Below are 17458 nucleotides of genomic sequence, written 5' to 3'. Positions count from 1 at the left end.
GAGCCCCCCGTGGCCGTGGCGGAGATCTCCCCCGTGGACGCGGAGGCGGTGGACGCCGCCGTGCAGGCCGCGCTCGCGGCGTTCGACGCCGCCGCGGACCTCGACGAGCTCAAGGCCGCACGCCTGGCCCACACCGGCGACCGCGCGCCCCTGACCCTGGCCAACAAGTCCATCGGCGCCCTGCCCAAGGACCAGAAGGCCACCGCCGGCAAGACGATGGGCGCCGCGCGCGGCCGCGTGAACAAGGCCCTGGCGGCACGCACCGTCCAGCTCGAGGCCGAGCACGCCGAGCGCATGCTGCGCGAGGAGGCCGTGGACGTCACCGCGGCCGCCGCGCGTCGCCTCACCGGCGCCCGCCATCCGCTGTCCCTGCTGCAGGAGCGCGTCGCGGACATCTTCGTGGGCATGGGCTGGGAGATCGCGGAGGGCCCGGAGCTGGAGCACGACTGGTTCAACTTCAACGCCCTGAACTTCCCGCCGGACCACCCGGCACGTGAGATGCAGGACACCTTCTTCGTGGAGCCCCGCGAGTCCAACCTGCTGCTGCGCACCCACACCTCCCCGGTGCAGGTGCGCTCCATGCTCGAGCGCGGCGCCCCCGTGTACGTCCTGTGCCCGGGCCGCACCTTCCGCACGGACGAGCTGGACGCCACGCACACCCCGGTCTTCCACCAGTTCGAGGGTCTGGCCGTGGACCGCGGCCTGACCATGGCGGACCTGCGCGGCACCCTCGAGTCCTTCGCCCGGCAGATGTTCGGGCCGGAGGCGAGGATCCGCCTGCGCCCCAACTTCTTCCCGTTCACCGAGCCCTCGGCCGAGATGGACGTGTGGCAGCCCCAGGCCAAGGGCGGCCCGCAGTGGATCGAGTGGGGCGGCTGCGGCATGGTCCACCCGAACGTGCTGCGCTCGGCCGGCATCGACCCGGAGGAGTACTCCGGGTTCGCGTTCGGCATGGGCGTCGAGCGCACGCTCATGTTCCGCAACGACGTCCCGGACATGCGGGACATGATCGAAGGCGACGTCCGCTTCTCCCAGCACTTCGGAATGGAGCTCTGATCTTCCGTGCGTATCCCGCTTGACTGGCTGCGCGAGTTCGCGCAGGTCCCGGCCGACGCCACCGCCGAGGACGTCCTCGCCGACCTCGTGAGCGTCGGCTTCGAGGAGGAGGACGTGCACCGTCCCGCGGACGGGCTCACCGGCCCGCTCGTCGTCGGGCAGGTCCTGTCCAAGGAGCCCGAGCCGCAGAAGAACGGCAAGACGATCAACTGGTGCCAGGTCCGCGTGGTGCCCGAGGGCGCCGAGCAGACCCTGACCGGCGAGGGCGTGGAGCCCTCCGGCGTGCAGGGCATCGTGTGCGGCGCCCAGAACTTCGAAGCCGGGGACAAGGTGGTCGTGTGCCTGCCCGGCGCCGTGCTGCCCGGCGACTTCCGCATCTCCCCGCGCAAGACCTACGGGCACGTGTCCGCGGGCATGATGGCCTCGATGCGCGAGCTCGGCCTCGGGGACGACCACGACGGCATCATCGTGCTCTCCGACCTGGGCCTGGACCCCGAGGTCGGCACGGACGTGTTCGACCTGTTCCGGCTGCGCGAGCAGGCCGCCGAGGTCAACGTCACCCCGGACCGCTCCTACGGCTTCAGCATCCGCGGCATGGCCCGCGAGTACGCGCACGCCACCGGCACCGCGTTCACGGACCCGGCCGCGGGGATCGCCCCGCCCGCCGCGGACGACGCCGGCCCGCGCGTCGCGCTCGCGGACGAGGCCCCGATCTACGGGGTCCCCGGGTGCGACCGGTTCGTGGCCCGCGTGGTCGAGGGCGTGGACCCGGCCGCCGTCACGCCGCCGTGGATGGCCGCGCGCCTGCGCCTGGCCGGCATCCGCCCGCACTCCCTGCCCGTGGACGTGTCCAACTACGTGATGTGGGAGCTCGGCCAGCCGCTGCACTTCTACGACGCCGACCGCCTCACGGGCGGGATCACCGTGCGCCGCGCGGCGGCGGGGGAGACCCTGCGCACCCTGGACGACAAGGAGCGCACCCTCGACCCCGAGGACCTCGTGATCGCGGACGAGTCCGGGGCGATCGGCCTGGCCGGCGTCATGGGCGGCGCCGCCACCGAGGTCTCCGGGACCACCACCCGCGTGCTGATCGAGTCCGCGCACTTCGACCCGGTGTCCATCGCCCGCACCCGTCGCCGCCACCGGCTGCCCTCCGAGGCGTCCAAGCGCAACGAGCGCGGGGTGGACTGGGAGATCGCGGACGAGGCCGCCGAGCGCGCCGTGCAGCTGCTCGTCGAGCTGGCCGGCGGCACCGCGGCCCCCGGCGTCACCGACGTGGGCGAGCGTCCCGACCCGGTCGTCGTCGAGCTGGACCCGGAGTACCCCTCCCGGCGCATCGGCGTGGACTACCCGCGCGAGCGCGTCGTCGAGCTGCTCGAGATGCTCGGCGCGCAGGTGGAGGACGCCGGGGACGTGCTGCGCGTGACCGCCCCCTCCTGGCGGCACGACCTGCGCGTGCCCGAGGACCTCGTGGAGGAGGTCGCCCGCCTGGACGGCTTCGACCGCATCCCCTCGACCCTGCCCGTCGCCCCGCCCGGGCGCGGCCTGACCCGCGCGCAGGCCCAGCGCCGCCGCGTGGCGGACGCGCTGGCCGGCGGCGGTCTCACCGAGGTGCTGTCCTACCCGTTCGTCTCCGAGGCGCAGAACCGCCTGTTCGGCTCCGCCACGGAGGCCGAGGGCGCGGCCCAGCGCATGGTCCGCCTCGCCAACCCCATCTCCTCCGAGTTCGGGTGGCTGCGCACGTCGCTGCTGCCGAACCTGCTCGAGGCCGTGCGCCGCAACGTCGCCCGCGGCTTCAAGGACGTGGCGCTGTACGAGGTGGGCGCGGTGTTCCTGCCCGGGGAGTCCCTCGGCTCGCCCTCCAACGAGCCGATCGGCGTGCACCCCTCCGAGCAGACCCTCGCGGGGCTGCAGGCCGGCATCCCGGACCAGCCGCGCCTCGTGGCCGGCGCCTTCGCCGGGCACGAGGCGGCCCCCGGCGCCGGGTTCGCCCCGCGCGCCTTCGACTGGCAGGACCCGATCGCCGCGGCTCTCGCGGTGGGTCGGACCGTCGGGGTGGAGCTGACGGTGTCCCAGGGCGCGCACCAGGCGTTCCACCCCGGGCGCACCGCGACCCTCGCGCTGCCGGACGGCACCGCGGTGGGCGTGGCCGGCGAGCTGCTCCCGGCCTGGCTCGAGAGCGCGGACATGCCCGCCCGCACCGGCGCGTTCGAGCTGGACCTCGACGCCGTGATGGCCGCCTCCGCCGAGCGCGTGGTGGCCCGCCCGCTGTCCACGTACCCGGCGTCCACCCAGGACGTCGCGCTCGTGGTGGCCTCGGACGTGGTGGCCGGCGACGTGCGCGTCACCCTGGCCGAGGGGGCCGGCGAGCTGCTCGAGGACGTCGCCCTGTTCGACGTCTACGAGGGCACCGGCGTGCCGGAGGGCCACAAGTCCCTCGCGTTCACCCTGCGGTTCCGCGCCCCGGACCGCACGCTCACCGCGGACGAGGCCTCCGAGGCCCGGGCGGCCGCCACCGCGCTCGCCGCCGAGCGCCACGGCGCGGTCCAGCGCTGAGCATGACCGCCCGCCCCGCGGACGCCCTGCCGGGCGTGTGGGGCCTGACGACGGCCGTCCCCGCACCCGCGGGGGCGGCCGCCGCCGCGTCCGGGTCCGTTCCACGCGCCGAGGCGGACCGCCGCCTCCTGATCCGGGTGCGGGAGGCCCTGGCCGGAGTGTGGGGCGTCGACCCCGGCCCTCTCGGGCTGGCGCGGCGGTGCCCGGCGTGCGGCTCCGAGGTGCACGGGGCGCCGCGGCTCACCGGCCTGCCGGCCGGGCGGCGGGCGCTCGTGTCCCTGACGGGCGTCGCCGACGACGACGGCACGCGCCTGCGCGTGGCCGCGTGGTGGACGCCGGGCGCGGAGACGGAGAGGGAGACCCGGCGGAGGCCGGGGCGGCGCGGGGACGCGTTCCTCGCCGGAGCAGCCGCCGCCGGGCGGGCGTGGGGACTCGGCCTCGACCTCGAGCGCCGCGACGCCTCCGCCTTCGCCGGCCCCGACGGCCTCGGGGACGTCGGCCTCTCGGCCGGGGAGCGGGCGTGGGTCGCGGGCCTGCCCCCGGCCGACAGGCCCGCCGCACGCGTCCGGCTCTGGACGCGCAAGGAGGCCCTGGTGAAGGCCGCGGGGACCGGCTTCACCGGGGACCCGGCGGACGTGTCGGCGCGGGCGCCCGGCCCGGGCGCCGCCGTCGACCTGGACGCGCGCGTCCTGCGAGCGGCGGGCCTGCCGCCGGGCGTGTGCGGGGCGCTGGCCCTGCGCGGCCCGGCGCGCTGAGCGCCGCACCGCAGCCGGTGCCCGACGGCGGCCGGGCTCAGTCCGGGAAGGCGGGCAGCTCCGGGCGGAGGGTCCAGGCGTCGAGCAGGGCGTCGACGTCGTCGGTGCCCACCCCGGCCCGGGGCGCCCAGGAGTGGAGGTGGGCGCGCAGGGCGGTGGAGTCCACGGTGGCGAAGGCGTTGCGCGCGACCCAGTCCCGGACCGCCTCGCCGAACACGGCGTCGCCCAGGAGGCGGCGCAGGGCCACCACGGTGAGGGCGCCACGCTTGTAGACGCGGTCGTCGAACATGTCCTGGGGGCCGGGATCGGCCAGGAGGAGGTCCTCCGGCTGTGCCCGCAGCCCGTGCCAGGCCCGCCGGGCCATGGACATCACGGAGGAACGGCCCGTGGCCTCCGCCCACAGCCACTCGGAGTAGCAGGCGAAGCCCTCGTGGAGCCAGAGGTCGGACCAGCGCCCCAGGGTGACGGCGTTGCCGAACCACTGGTGGGCCATCTCGTGGGCGATCAGCCGCTCGGAGTCCCACGAGCCGTCCAGGTGGTTGGTGCCGAACAGGGACAGGCCGGCCGCCTCGAGCGGGATCTCGAGCTCCTCGTCGGCCACCACGGCCGCGTAGTCCTCGAACGGGTAGGGGCCGTAGGCCTGCGTGAACACCTGCATCATGCGCCCCTGCGCGGCCATCGCCTGCTCCGCCCGCGCCTGGTGACGGGGGGAGACCACGAGCCGCAGCGGCGGCACGCCCGGGGCGCCCTCGCTGCCCGGGGCGGTCACCTGGCGGCAGCGGCCGATCTGCACCGTCAGCAGGTACGCGGGGACGGGGCGGTCCATCACCCAGCGCCACGTCTCCCGCGAGCCGCGCGTGCGCACGCGCTGCCCGCGGCCGTTGGCCAGCGGCAGGTAGCCGGCGTCCGTGGTGAGGGTGATGTCCGCGGTCTGGCGCACGGCGGGGGAGTCGATGCAGGGCACCCACGTGGACGCGCCGTGCGGCTGGCCCGCCACCAGCACGCCGTCGGTCAGCTCCTCCCAGCCGATCGTCCCCCACGGGCTGCGGCGCGGGGTCGGGTGGCCCGAGTACCGCAGCGTCAGCTCCACCGGGGTGCCCGCCGGCAGGGACTCGCCCAGGGCCACGACCACCCGGTGGGGGCGGGACCGCGGCCGGCTCGCCCGGACGCGCAGCGCCCGACCGTCGACGGCGGCGCGGGCCTCGTCCACGGCCAGCCGGTGCAGGTCCAGCTCCACCTCGGCCGTCTGGCGCAGCAGGCGCAGGTGCAGCACGGCCGTGCCGGCCACGCGGTTGGCGGCCAGGCGGACGTCGAGCTCCACCTGCAGGTGCTCCACGGTCGCCGCGTCGGTGCCGACGCCGGGCAGGTAGGGGTCGGTGCTCATCGGTCGGCTCCTTCGGGGGCGGGGTCAGGGGTGGGGGAGGACGGGGCGTCCTGTCCGGCGGCGGGCGCGGCGCTGGAGCCGCCGGGGGACACGGGGCGGGCGCCGGGTGTGCGGCCGGGCCGGCGCCAGGGGGACACCGGGTTGCCGAGCCACCACGTGCCGCCGGGCAGGTGCTCGCCGCGCATGACGAGGGAGCCGGCGCCCACGGTGGTGCCCTCACCGAGGCGCGCCGCGGGCAGGACCACCGAGTTCGGGCCCAGGGTGGCGCCGTCGTCGAGGACCACCTCGTCCAGGGCCATGACGCGGTCGTGGAAGAGGTGGGTCTGCACCACGCAGCCGCGGTTCACGGCGGCGCCGTCGCCGAGGGTCACCAGGTCCGCCTCGGGCAGCCAGTAGGACTCCACCCACGCGCCGCGGCCGATGCGAGCGCCCATCGCGCGCAGGAACCACACCAGGGCGGGGGTGCCGGCGGCGGCGCGGGCGAACCACGGCGCGGCGAGGACCTCGGTGAACGTGTCCGCCACCTCGTTGCGCCAGATGAACGAGGACCACAGCGGGTGCTCGCCGGGGCGGATGCGTCCCACGAGGATCCGCTTGGCCGCCACCGTGAGGAGCGCGGCCAGCGCGCCCGCCGCCAGCAGGACGGCGCCGCCGAGCGCGGCGGTCAGCCACCAGGTCCCGACGGCGGCCAGGGCCGCGAGCGCCCCACCGACGGCGATCGTGAGCGCGACGTGCAGCCACACCGGGATCGCGCGCAGGGCCTCCCAGGCCGAGCGGGCGGCCTTGAGCCGGGCCGGCGGGGCGTAGGTGAGGGCGGCGTCGGCGGCGACCTCGGTGCGGCGCAGGCGCACGGGCGGGGAGCCCATCCACGAGCTGCCCTTCTGGGTCTTGGCCGGGGCGGTGGAGAGCACGGCCACGAGCGAGTCGCGGCGCAGCGTGCGCCCGCCCGGCACCATGCCCGAGTTGCCCACGAAGGAGCGCTTGCCGACCTTCGAGGGGGCCACGTGCATCCAGCCGCCCTCGAGGGAGTAGGAGGAGACCATGGTGTCGTCGGCGAGGAACGCGCCGTCGCCGACCTGGGTCATCGACGGCAGCAGGACCACGGTGGACGCCTCGACGTCCCGGCCGATCCGGGCGCCGAGCAGGCGCAGCCACGTGGGGGTCAGGCGCGAGGCGTAGAGCGGGAAGAGCTGGTCGCGGGCGGCGTCGAGCAGCCGCTCGATCGCCCAGATCTGCCAGCCCACCCGCGAGCGCACGGGGTGGTGGCCGGCGGTGACGCCCAGCGAGAGCAGGCGCACGGCGGCCAGCACGAGCAGCGCCTGGGCCGTGAACCACACGGCGGCGATCAGGGGGCTGGCCGCGAGCAGCCGGCCGGCGGTCTGCACGACGGCGGCCGCGGGCGCGGTCGCGTCCGCGGGGGGCCACCAGGTCAGGGACCACAGCCCGACGGCGCCGGCGGCCGCGGCGGCGGCCAGGGGCAGCAGCGCGAGGACGGTGGAGGCGAGCGTGGACAGCACGCGCCAGCCGGGGCGGGCCGGCGGGGCGGTCTCGGGCGCCCCGCCCGGGCGCACGCGGCCCAGCCGGACGGCGGGGGAGCCCCCGTGCCGGCGTCCGCCGCGCAGGCGGCCGGCCACGGTGGAGCCGGCCTCGACGTGGGCCCCGGCGCCCACGCGGGCGCCCGGCAGGAGGGTGGAGCGGGAGCCGACCACGGCCCCCTCGCCGATGCGGATCCGGCCGATGCGGACGACGTCGCCGTCCACCCAGTGGCCGGAGAGGTCCACCTCCGGCTCGATCGAGGCCCCGTCCCCGACCGTGAGCAGGCCGGTGACCGGGGGGATGGTGTGCAGGTCCACGTCCCTGCCGATCCGGTTGCCCAGCAGCCGGGCGTACGCCGGCATCCAGCCGGCCCCGGCCAGGGAGTACGGGTCCACGAGGTCGGTGACCTGCTGCGCCAGCCACAGGCGCAGGTGCACGCGGCCGCCGCGGGGGTGGGCGCCGGGCCTGACGCCGCGCAGCAGCAGGCGGGCGGCCAAGGCGGCCACGAGCATGCGCCCGGGGGCGGTCACCACCACCAGGCCGACGACGGCCAGCGTCCACCAGGACACCGTGGGCAGCCCGGGGGCCAGCCCGGTCAGCGCCAGCAGGTTGACCACGACGCCGGTCCACACGCCCAGCCGCAGGGCGGGCAGCACGAACAGCGGCAGCCCCACGAGCGTCTGCGCCCACTGGGTCCGGCGCCGCGTCGAGGCGACTGCGCGCTCGTGCACCTCGAGGCGGTCGGGGCCGTCGCCGTCGTCCCCGAGGACGGCGCGGACGAGGCCGTCCGCGGTGGGGTTCCGGTAGACGTCCTGGACGGTGACGCCCGGGTGCCGCCCGCGCAGGCGCGCCACGAGCTGCGCGGCGGCCAGCGACCCGCCGCCGGCGGAGAAGAAGTCGGTGTCGCCGCCGGCCGGGGCGGCGCCGAGCACGGCGGCCCACTGGGCCAGGACCCAGCCGTCCGGGGTGGACTCGTCGGGGGCGTCCGCGGCGTCGTCGGCGGCGCCGGGCAGGGGCCACGGCAGGGCGTGGCGGTCCACCTTGCCCGAGGTCTTGGTGGGCAGCGTCCCCACGAGGGCCAGGCGCGGGACGATCGCGGCGGGCAGCTCCTCCGCCAGCCGGGCGTGCGCGGCGTCGAGGTCGAAGTCCTCGAGGTCACCGGTGGGCTTGAGGTAGCCGATCAGCAGCTGGTTGCCGGCCGGGGTGGTCCGCACGGCCGCCGCCCCGCCCTGCACGCCGGGCAGGTTCTGCAGGGCCGAGTCCACCTCGCCCAGCTCGATGCGCCGGCCGCCCACCTTCACCTGGTCGTCGGCGCGACCCAGGAACACGAGGCCCTCGGGGTCGTTCACCACCAGGTCCCCGGAGCGGTAGGCCCGCTCCCAGCCCAGGGTGGGCATCGGGGCGTACTTCTCGGCGTCCTTGGCAGGGTCCAGGTAGCGGGCCAGCCCGACGCCGCCGATGATCAACTCGCCGCTGTCCCCGGCGGCCACGGGCACGCCCGTGGCGGGGTCGACGACGGCCAGGTCCCAGCCGTCCAGGGGCAAGCCGATCCGCACGGGGCCGTGGCCGGTCAGCGGGGCGGCGCACGCCACGACGGTGGCCTCGGTGGGGCCGTAGGTGTTCCACACCTCGCGCCCGGGCACGGCCAGGCGCGCGGCGAGCTCCGGGGGGCAGGCCTCGCCGCCGAAGATCAGCAGGCGCACGTTGTCCATCGCCTCGGTGGGCCACATCGCGGCCAGGGTGGGCACGGTGGACACCGCGGTGATCCGCCGCTCGGCCAGCCAGGGGCCGAGGTCCATGCCCGAGCGCACGAGGGCCCGGGGCGCGGGCACCAGGCAGGCGCCGTGCCGCCACGCCAGCCACATCTCCTCGCAGGAGGCGTCGAAGGCCACCGAGAGGCCGGCGAGCACGCGGTCGCCGGGGCCGAGGGGATCCTCGGCGAGGAAGAGCCGGGCCTCGGCGTCCACGAAGGCGGCCGCGGAGCGGTGCGAGACGGCGACGCCCTTCGGCGTGCCGGTGGAGCCGGACGTGAAGATGATCCACGCGTCGTCCTCCAGCCGCGGCGGGCGGGCCTCGGCGGTGGGGGCGGGGCCGGCGTCGGCCTCGGGTGCGGGGGCCGAGGGGGCCCCGGCGCCGGCCGCGTCCGTCAGGCGGCGCTCGCCGGTCAGCACGCCGGCCACGCGGGCCTCGCCGAAGACGAGGCGGGCGCGCTCGTCGGGGTCGTCGGCGTCCACGGGGACGTACGCGGCGCCCACGGCCAGGACGGCGAGGATCGAGACGTACAGGTCGGCCGTGCCCGAGGCGATGCGCACGCCGACGCGGTCGCCCGCGCCGATCCCGTGGTCCGCGAGGAACCGGGCCGAGGCCAGCACGCGCTCCTGCAGGTCGGTGTACGTCAGCTGGGCGGTGCCGTCGTCGAGGGCCGGGGCCTCGGGGTGCTCGCGCACGGTGGCCTCGAGGACGTCGATCAGGGTGCGCGGGGCGGGGGTGCGGTCGGAGCCGGGCAGCTGGGGCGGATGGACGGTGGACGTCGGTGCGGTCACAGGACCTCCGAGGACGGCGGGGCGGGGGACGGACGGGCGGGGGCCCGGGGGGGGGGCCCCGGGCCCGCGGGGCCGGGGGGGGGGGGGGCGGCCGGGGGGGGGGCGGACCCGGCGACGCCGAGCCGCGTCAGTCTAGTTCACCTGCTGTTCATCTTGGGCCGGGGGCGGCCGCGCTCAGTCGAGGGTGAGCAGCACCTTGCCCGTGGTCGCCCGGGACTCCAGCAGCGCGTGGGCCCGACCGGCCTCGGACAGGGGCACGCGCTCGCCGATCCGCACGTCCAGCGTGCCCGCGGCCCACGCCTCGAACAGCTCCTCCCCGCGCCACCGGGTCTCCTGCGCGGTGCGCGTGTAGTGGGCGAGGGAGGGCCGGGTGACGAACAGCGCCCCGCCGGCGTTGAGCCGCTGGAGGTCGAACGGGGGCACCTGGCCGGAGGCGCCGCCGAACAGCACCAGCATGCCGCGCACGCGCAGCACGGCCAGGGAGTCCTCGAAGGTGGCGGCCCCGACGCCGTCGAACACCGCGTGCGCCCCCTCGCCGTCGGTGGCGTCGGCGACGGCGTCGCGCAGGTCGGCGTAGTCCACCGCCACCGCAGCCCCGGCGGCCCGGGACAGCGCCCGCTTGGCCTCGGTGGAGGCGGTGGTCACCACCTGCGCCCCGCGCGCGGCGGCCAGCTGGGTCAGGAGCAGGCCGACGCCGCCGGCGCCGGCCGTGACCACCACGGTCTGTCCCGGCTCCACGGGGAACGTCGAGCGGCACAGGTAGTGGGCGGTCATGCCCTGCAGCGGCAGGGCGGCCGCGTCCGCGAGGTCCACGCCCTCGGGCACCGGCAGCAGCGCGTCCGCGGGGGCGAGGAAGTGCTCGGCGTACGTGGCGCGCCCGCCGGCCGTCGCCACCCGGGCGCCGCGCAGCGCGTCGTCCACGCCCTCGCCGAGGGCCACCACGGTGCCCGAGCCCTCCGAGCCCGGGGTGAACGGGCGCGGCACGTCGTACACCCCCGAACGCTGGTAGGTCTCGATGAAGTTCAGCCCCGCGGCCGCCGTCCGCACCAGGACCTCCCCGGGCCCGGGGCGGGGGACGGGGACCTCGGCCCACTCCAGGACCTCGGGGCCGCCCGTGCGCTCGGCGACGACGGCGTGGTGGGTGCGGGGCGGCTGCGGGGCGGAGTCCATGCCCGCACTCTACGAGTCCCGACGCCGCCGACATCCTTCTGCATACATATTCCGTGCGTGGAATACATGGGCTAGGCTGGCGCGCATGACACACACCGTCGCCGTCTCCGGGGCCAGCGGCTACGCCGGGGGAGAGGTCCTGCGGCTGCTCGCGGGCCACCCCCAGGTGCAGATCGGGGCCGTCACCGCCCACTCCCACGCCGGCGAGCGCCTCGGCGCGCTCCAGCCGCACCTGCACGCGCTCGCGGACCGGGTGCTCCAGGACACCACCGCGGACGTCCTCGCCGGGCACGACGTCGTCGTGCTCGCCCTGCCGCACGGGGCCTCCGCCGCGCTGGCCGCCGAGCTCCAGGAGCGGGCGCCGGGCACCCTCGTGATCGACGCCGGCGCGGACCACCGCCTCGAGTCCGCCGCGGACTGGGAGCGCTTCTACGGCTCGGAGCACGCCGGGACCTGGCCCTACGGCCTGCCGGAGCTGCCCGGCCAGCGGGAGCGCCTCGCCGGCACCACGCGCATCGCCGTGCCCGGCTGCTACCCCACCACCTCCATCCTGGCGCTCGCCCCCGGCTTTGCCGCGGGGCTGCTCGAGCCGGACGACGTCGTGATCGTCGCCGCCTCCGGCACCTCGGGCGCGGGCAAGGCGCTCAAGCCGCACCTGCTCGGCTCCGAGGTGATGGGCGGGATGAGCCCCTACGGCGTGGGCGGCGGGCACCGCCACACCCCGGAGATCGAGCAGGGCCTCGCCCAGGCCGCGGGCGAGCCGGTGCAGGTCTCCTTCACGCCCACGCTCGCCCCCATGCCCCGCGGGATCCTGGCCACCGCCACGGCCCGCCTCCGCCCGGACGCGGACCCCGCCCGGGTCCGCGCGGCCTGGGAGGAGGCGTACGCGGACGAGCCGTTCGTGCACGTGCTGTCCGAGGGGCAGTGGCCCGCCACCCAGGCGGTGCTCGGCTCCAACCACGTCGTCATGCAGCTGGCCGTGGACCCCCACGCCGGCCGCGTGGTCGTCACCGCCGCCCTGGACAACCTCACCAAGGGGACCGCGGGCGGCGCCGTCCAGTCCATGAACATCGCCCTCGGCCTGCCCGAGCAGACCGGGCTCGAGATCCAGGGGGTCGCACCGTGAGCGTCACCGCAGCAGCAGGGTTCCGCGCCGCCGGCGTCACCGCCGGCCTCAAGCCGTCCGGCACGCCGGACGTCGCCGTCGTCCTCAACGACGGCCCCTCCCACGCCGCCGCCGGCGTGTTCACCGCCAACCGTGTGGCCGCCGCCCCCGTGCGCTGGTCCCGCCAGGTGCTCACGGACGGCCGGGCGGACGCCGTCGTGCTCAACTCCGGCGGCGCCAACGCCGCCACGGGCGCGGCCGGGTTCCAGGACACGCACCGGACCGCCGAGCACGCGGCGCAGGCCCTGGGGGTCTCGGCGGGTGACGTCGTCGTGTGCTCCACGGGCCTGATCGGGGAGCGCCTGCCGATGGACTTGCTCCTGGCGGGCGTGGACGCGGGCGCGCAGGCCCTCTCCCCGGACGGCGGCCAGGACGCCGCCGTCGCGATCAAGACCACGGACACGGTGGCCAAGACCGCCGTCTCCGCCGGGGGCGGCTGGACCGTGGGCGGGATGGCCAAGGGCGCGGGCATGCTCGCCCCGGGCCTGGCCACCATGCTCTGTGTGATCACCACGGACGCGGACCTGCCCGCGCCCGTCCTGCAGGAGGCCCTCGCCGAGGCCGTGCGCACCACGTTCGACCGCGTCGACTCGGACGGCTGCATGTCCACCAACGACACGGTGGTGCTGATGGCCTCCGGCGCCTCGGGCGTCGCCCCGGAGCCGGCGGTGTTCGCCGAACGCCTGCACGCGGTGTGCGCAGACCTGTCCCGCCAGCTCGTGGCCGACGCCGAGGGGGCCGCGCACGACGTCCTGATCCGCGTGGTGAACGCCTCCTCGGAGGACGCGGGGGAGGCCGTGGCCCGCGCCGTCTCCCGGTCCAACCTCTTCAAGGCCGCGATCTTCGGCCAGGACCCGAACTGGGGCCGCGTCATCTCCGCCGTGGGCACCGTCCCCGAGGACGTCGCCCCGTTCGACGCCGACGCCCTGGACGTCTCCTTCAACGGGGTGCAGGTCTGCCGGGCCGCCGGTGTGGGGGAGCCCCGGGACGGCGTCGACCTCTCCGGCCGCGAGGTCACGGTCGAGATCGACCTGCACGCAGGGGACGCCGTCGTCGAGCTCTGGACCAACGACCTGACGCACGACTACGTCCACGAGAACTCCGCCTACTCCACCTGAGGTGACCGTCATGAACGCCCCCGCCGACCCCACCACCGCCGCGGTGCCCGTCCTCTCCACCGCCGATCGCCTCGAGACCGCCGCCGCCAAGGCGGAGGTGCTGATCGAGGCGCTGCCGTGGATCCGCCACTTCGCCGGGACCACCATGGTGGTCAAGTACGGCGGCAACGCGATGGTCTCCGAGGAGCTCCGCCGCGCCTTCGCCGAGGACGTCGTGTTCCTGCGCCACGTGGGCGTGCGCCCCGTGGTGGTGCACGGCGGCGGCCCGCAGATCAACGCCATGCTGGACCGCCTGGGCCTGGAGTCCGAGTTCCGCGGCGGGCTGCGGGTGACCACGCCCGAGGCCATGGACGTGGTCCGCATGGTGCTGACCGGTCAGGTCGGCCGCGAGCTCGTCGGCCTGATCAACTCCCACGGCCCCTACGCGGTGGGCTCCTCCGGTGAGGACGCGGGCCTGTTCCGGGCCCGCCGGACGGGCGCCGTCGTGGACGGCGAGGAGGTGGACCTCGGCCTGGTGGGGGAGGTCACCGATGTGGACCCCAGTGCCCTCCAGGACGTGCTCGACGCCGGCCGGATCCCCGTGGTCTCCTCGGTCGCCCCCGAGATCGGCCCGGACGGCCGTCCCACCGGCGCGGTGCTCAACGTGAACGCGGACACCGCCGCCGCGGCCCTGGCCGCGGCCCTCGGGGCCTCGAAGCTCGTACTCCTGACGGACGTGGAGGGCCTCTACGCCCGCTGGCCGGACCGCGACTCGCTGATCAGCTCGCTCACCGCGGACCAGCTGCGGGAGCTGCTCCCGGACCTGGAGTCCGGCATGATCCCGAAGATGGCCGCGTGCCTGCACGCCGTCACGTCCGGCGTCGAGCGCGCACACGTGGTGGACGGGCGCCGCGCCCACTCGATGCTGCTGGAGGTGTTCACCTCCGCCGGCGTGGGCACCCAGGTGGTGCCCGGCGTCGCCCCGGCCGCACCCGCCCCCGAGGAGGAGACCGCATGAGCACCGGACACAGCCCCCAGCAGGAGCTGCTGCACCGCTACGAGGACGCGCTCACCGGCGTGTTCGGCACCCCGGCCCGGGCGCTCGTGGCCGGCAGGGGCACGTCCGTGTGGGACGCGGACGGGCGGGAGTACACGGACCTGCTCGCCGGGATCGCCGTGAACGCCCTCGGCCACGCCCATCCGGCCATCGTGGAGGCCGTCACCGACCAGCTGGGCACGCTCGGACACGTGTCCAACCTCTTCACGTCCGAGCCGCAGATCCGGCTCGCGGAGGCGCTGCTGGCCCGGGCCGAGGCCCCCGCCGGCTCCACGGTGTTCTTCGCCAACTCCGGCACGGAGGCCAACGAGGCCGCGTTCAAGCTGGCCCGCCGGCACGGCGCCCAGGACCCCTCCGGGAGGCGCACGCGCGTGATCGCCATGGAGCGTGCCTTCCACGGCCGCACCATGGGCGCCCTGGCGCTGACCCACAAGGAGGCCTACCGGGCCCCGTTCGAGCCGCTGCCCGGCGGCGTCGAGTTCGTCCCGGGCGGGGACGCGGACGCGCTGCGGGCCGCCCTGGCCCCCGACGCGCAGGGGCGCACCGTGGCGGCCGTGATCCTCGAGCCCGTGCAGGGGGAGGCGGGCGTGCACGGGTGGCCCGCCGGCCACCTCTCCACGGTCCGGGAGGCCACCCGGGAGGCCGGGGCGCTGATGATCCTGGACGAGGTGCAGTCCGGCGTCGGCCGCACGGGCACGTGGTTCGCTTTCCAGAACCCCGCGGTCACCGGCCGGGCGGAGCCCGTGGTGCCGGACGCCGTCACCCTGGCCAAGGGCCTGGGCGGCGGGATCCCGATCGGCGCCCTGGTGTGCGTGGGGCCGGAGGTCTCCGGCCTGCTCACCGCCGGGCAGCACGGCACCACCTTCGGCGGCAACCCCGTGGCCTCGGCCGCGGGCCTGGCCGTCCTCGAGACCATCGAGCGGGAGCACCTGCTGGAGCACGTCCGTGCCTCCGGCACACGGCTCGTGGCCCGGCTGGGGGCGCTGGACGAGGTGGCCTCGGTCCGGGGGTATGGTCTCTGGATCGGCGTGGACCTCGCCGAGCCGCCCGCGGGCGTCCCCGACGGCGGCCTCGCACCCGCCGTCGTCCGCGCCGGCCTCGAGGCGGGCTGGATCCTCAACGCCACCGGTCCGGACACGCTGCGCCTGGCGCCGCCGCTCGTGGTGGACCCGGCCGACCTCGACCGCTTCGTCGAGGCCCTGCCCGGCCTCGTGCGCGCCGCCGCGTCCGGGGCCCCGGTCCCGGCCGGCGACGTGTCCCCGACCCCCGCCGCTCCGAAGGAGGAGACCGCATGACCGCCCCCGCGCGGGCCGCCGCGCCCGTCCGCCACTTCCTCGTGGACACCGACCTCAGCCCCGCCGAGCAGGCGGAGGTGCTGGACCTGGCCGCCGAGATGAAGGCGGACCGCTTCCGCCACCGCCCCCTGGCCGGACCGCGGACGGGGATCGTGTTCTTCGACAAGACCTCCACCCGCACGCGGGTGTCCTTCGCCGCCGGCATCGCCGAGCTCGGCGGCAGCCCCCTGATCGTGAACCCGGGCGAGTCGCAGCTGGGCCACAAGGAGTCCGTGGCGGACACCGCCCGCGTGCTCGAGCGCATGGTGGGCGTGATCGTGTGGCGCACGTACGCGCAGGCCGGCCTGGAGGAGATGGCCGCGCACTCGTCCGTGCCCGTCGTCAACGCCCTCTCGGACGACTACCACCCCTGCCAGCTGCTGGCGGACCTGCTCACGGTGCGCGAGCACAAGGGACGCACGCAGGGCCTCACCATGGCCTACCTGGGCGACGCCGCCAACAACATGGCCAACTCGTACCTGCTGGCCGGCGTCACCGCGGGCATGCACGTGCGCGTGGCCGGCCCGGAGGGCCACCTGCCGGATCCCGCGGTCGTGCGCGCAGCCGAGGAGCGGGCGGCGCAGACGGGCGGCTCCGCCCTCGTGACCACGGACGCCGCGGCGGCCCTGAACGGGGCCGACGTCGTCGTCACCGACACGTGGATCTCCATGGGCCAGGAGGACGAGAAGGCGCAGCGGCTGGAGCTCTTCACGGACTACCGTGTGGACGCGACCGCCATGGCGCGGGCCGCCCGGGACGCGATCTTCCTGCACTGCCTGCCCGCGTACCGCGGCTACGAGGTCACCGAGGAGGTCATCGACGGGCCGCAGTCCGTGGTGTTCGACGAGGCCGAGAACCGCCTCCACGCGCAGAAGGCCCTGATCGCCTGGCTGCTGTACCGCTCCGGCCTCGCCGAGGACCCCCGCTGATGGGCGCGCCCACGACCAAGACGGCGCGGCAGGCCGCCATCCGGGACGTCCTGGCCACCCGGTCCATCCGCTCGCAGGCGGAGCTGTCCGAGGCCCTCGTGGAGCGGGGACTGTCCGTCACGCAGGGGACGCTCTCCCGTGACCTCGTGGATCTCGGGGCGGTGCGCATGCGCGGCGCGGAGGGCATGGTCTACGCCGTGCCCGCCGAGGGGGAGGAGGGCGTGCCGGGCCGCACCACCGAGGCCCAGGCGAGCCGCCTGGCCATGATGGCGCGCGAGCTGCTCGTCTCCGCGGAGCCCACGGAGAACCTCGTCGTCCTGCGCACCCCGCCGGGCGCCGCCCAGTTCCTGGCCTCTGTGATCGACCAGGCCCGCGTGGAGAACGTCATGGGCACGATCGCCGGTGACGACACGATCCTCCTGATCACCGCCGGCGTCGAGCACGCCCCGGGCGTGGCCGCCCACCTGCTGGCCCTGACGGGCTGATCCGGGCCGACCCGCGCCGAGCGACGACGACGCCCCCGAGGAGCACACTCCTCGGGGGCGTCGTCGTCGGCCGGTGACATGAAGACGGCCCCCGACCCTCAGGTCGGGGGCCGTCGAGACGGTCAGCGGACCGCTCAGGCGTGGATCACGCGGTGGGGAGCACGAGCTCCTGGCCCACGTAGATCAGCGACGGGTCGTCGATGATGTCCTGGTTGGCCTCGTACAGGGCCTGCCAGCCGCCGTCGACGCCGTGCTTGTTGGCGAGGATCCACAGGGAGTCGCCCGGCTTCACGAAGACGGTGTCCGCGGCGCGGTCCAGCTCGGCGGCGTTCTTCTCGTTGGCCTTCTCGGCGGCGGCCAGCTCGGACTTGGAGACCTTGGCAGCGGCGGC

The 17458-nt window shown here is 76.3% G+C and carries 13 protein-coding genes; 9 read left to right on the top strand and 4 right to left on the bottom strand.

What is annotated here, in order from left to right:
• Positions 1-9: 9 nt before the first annotated feature.
• Genes pheS through Q4D18_RS07910 form a run of 3 tightly spaced genes read left to right on the top strand, consistent with a single transcriptional unit; the run spans position 10 to position 4367 of the window.
• Positions 10-1056: a phenylalanine--tRNA ligase subunit alpha gene (gene pheS / locus Q4D18_RS07920; protein WP_303127108.1), complete on the top strand. Its 1047-nt coding sequence runs from the start codon at positions 10-12 to the stop codon at positions 1054-1056.
• Between the two features lie 6 nt (positions 1057-1062).
• Entirely contained in the window at positions 1063-3612 is a 2550-nt protein-coding gene (gene pheT, locus Q4D18_RS07915) for a phenylalanine--tRNA ligase subunit beta (RefSeq protein WP_303127106.1), read from the top strand.
• A 2-nt stretch (positions 3613-3614) separates the two neighbouring features.
• Positions 3615-4367 carry a 4'-phosphopantetheinyl transferase superfamily protein gene (locus tag Q4D18_RS07910; protein WP_303127104.1) on the top strand — a complete coding sequence of 251 codons (753 nt, stop codon included), beginning with the start codon at positions 3615-3617 and terminating at the stop codon, positions 4365-4367.
• 37 nt (positions 4368-4404) lie between these two features.
• Here Q4D18_RS07910 and Q4D18_RS07905 read toward each other — a convergent pair whose 3' ends face one another.
• The 3 genes from Q4D18_RS07905 to Q4D18_RS07895 all read right to left on the bottom strand — a co-directional run bounded on the left by Q4D18_RS07905 (position 4405) and on the right by Q4D18_RS07895 (position 11000).
• A complete protein-coding gene (locus Q4D18_RS07905) occupies positions 4405-5751 on the bottom strand; it encodes a M1 family metallopeptidase (RefSeq protein ID WP_303127102.1) in 1347 nt (448 codons plus the stop codon).
• The gene (locus Q4D18_RS07900) at positions 5748-9830 is read right to left on the bottom strand and encodes a Pls/PosA family non-ribosomal peptide synthetase (RefSeq protein ID WP_303127100.1); all 4083 of its coding nucleotides are present in this window, start codon (positions 9828-9830) and stop codon (positions 5748-5750) included. The genes Q4D18_RS07905 and Q4D18_RS07900 overlap by 4 nt, the downstream gene beginning before the upstream one ends.
• Positions 9831-10004: 174 nt before the next feature.
• The gene (locus Q4D18_RS07895) at positions 10005-11000 is read right to left on the bottom strand and encodes a quinone oxidoreductase (protein ID WP_303127098.1); all 996 of its coding nucleotides are present in this window, start codon (positions 10998-11000) and stop codon (positions 10005-10007) included.
• Positions 11001-11085: 85 nt separating this feature from the next.
• Between Q4D18_RS07895 and argC the strand changes: the two genes are divergently transcribed.
• From argC to argR, 6 genes are read left to right on the top strand one after another with little or no spacing between them, the layout of a single operon-like run.
• Positions 11086-12126 (top strand): N-acetyl-gamma-glutamyl-phosphate reductase, encoded by a 1041-nt coding sequence (gene argC, locus Q4D18_RS07890; protein ID WP_303127096.1) that lies wholly within the window; start codon positions 11086-11088, stop codon positions 12124-12126.
• Complete coding sequence (argJ, locus tag Q4D18_RS07885) at positions 12123-13283, top strand: bifunctional glutamate N-acetyltransferase/amino-acid acetyltransferase ArgJ (protein ID WP_303127094.1); 1161 nt, start codon at positions 12123-12125, stop codon at positions 13281-13283. The genes argC and argJ overlap by 4 nt, the downstream gene beginning before the upstream one ends.
• A 10-nt stretch (positions 13284-13293) precedes the next feature.
• Positions 13294-14280: an acetylglutamate kinase gene (argB, locus tag Q4D18_RS07880; RefSeq protein WP_303127092.1), complete on the top strand. Its 987-nt coding sequence runs from the start codon at positions 13294-13296 to the stop codon at positions 14278-14280.
• On the top strand, positions 14277-15614 hold the full coding sequence (locus Q4D18_RS07875; RefSeq protein WP_303127090.1) for an acetylornithine transaminase: 1338 nt from the start codon (positions 14277-14279) through the stop codon (positions 15612-15614). The genes argB and Q4D18_RS07875 overlap by 4 nt, the downstream gene beginning before the upstream one ends.
• On the top strand, positions 15611-16582 hold the full coding sequence (gene argF / locus Q4D18_RS07870; protein ID WP_303127088.1) for an ornithine carbamoyltransferase: 972 nt from the start codon (positions 15611-15613) through the stop codon (positions 16580-16582). Before Q4D18_RS07875 ends, argF begins: the two co-directional genes overlap by 4 nt.
• Positions 16582-17067 (top strand): arginine repressor, encoded by a 486-nt coding sequence (gene argR, locus Q4D18_RS07865; RefSeq protein ID WP_303127086.1) that lies wholly within the window; start codon positions 16582-16584, stop codon positions 17065-17067. Before argF ends, argR begins: the two co-directional genes overlap by 1 nt.
• A 145-nt stretch (positions 17068-17212) precedes the next feature.
• Here argR and Q4D18_RS07860 read toward each other — a convergent pair.
• The coding region (locus Q4D18_RS07860) for a LysM peptidoglycan-binding domain-containing protein (RefSeq protein WP_303127084.1) at positions 17213-17458 on the bottom strand (246 nt) is incomplete at its 5' end.

The sequence above is a fragment of the Micrococcus sp. genome (genome assembly GCF_030523875.1).
Classification (GTDB): domain Bacteria; phylum Actinomycetota; class Actinomycetes; order Actinomycetales; family Micrococcaceae; genus Micrococcus.
This window is presented reverse-complemented; position numbering and strand designations above follow the sequence as displayed.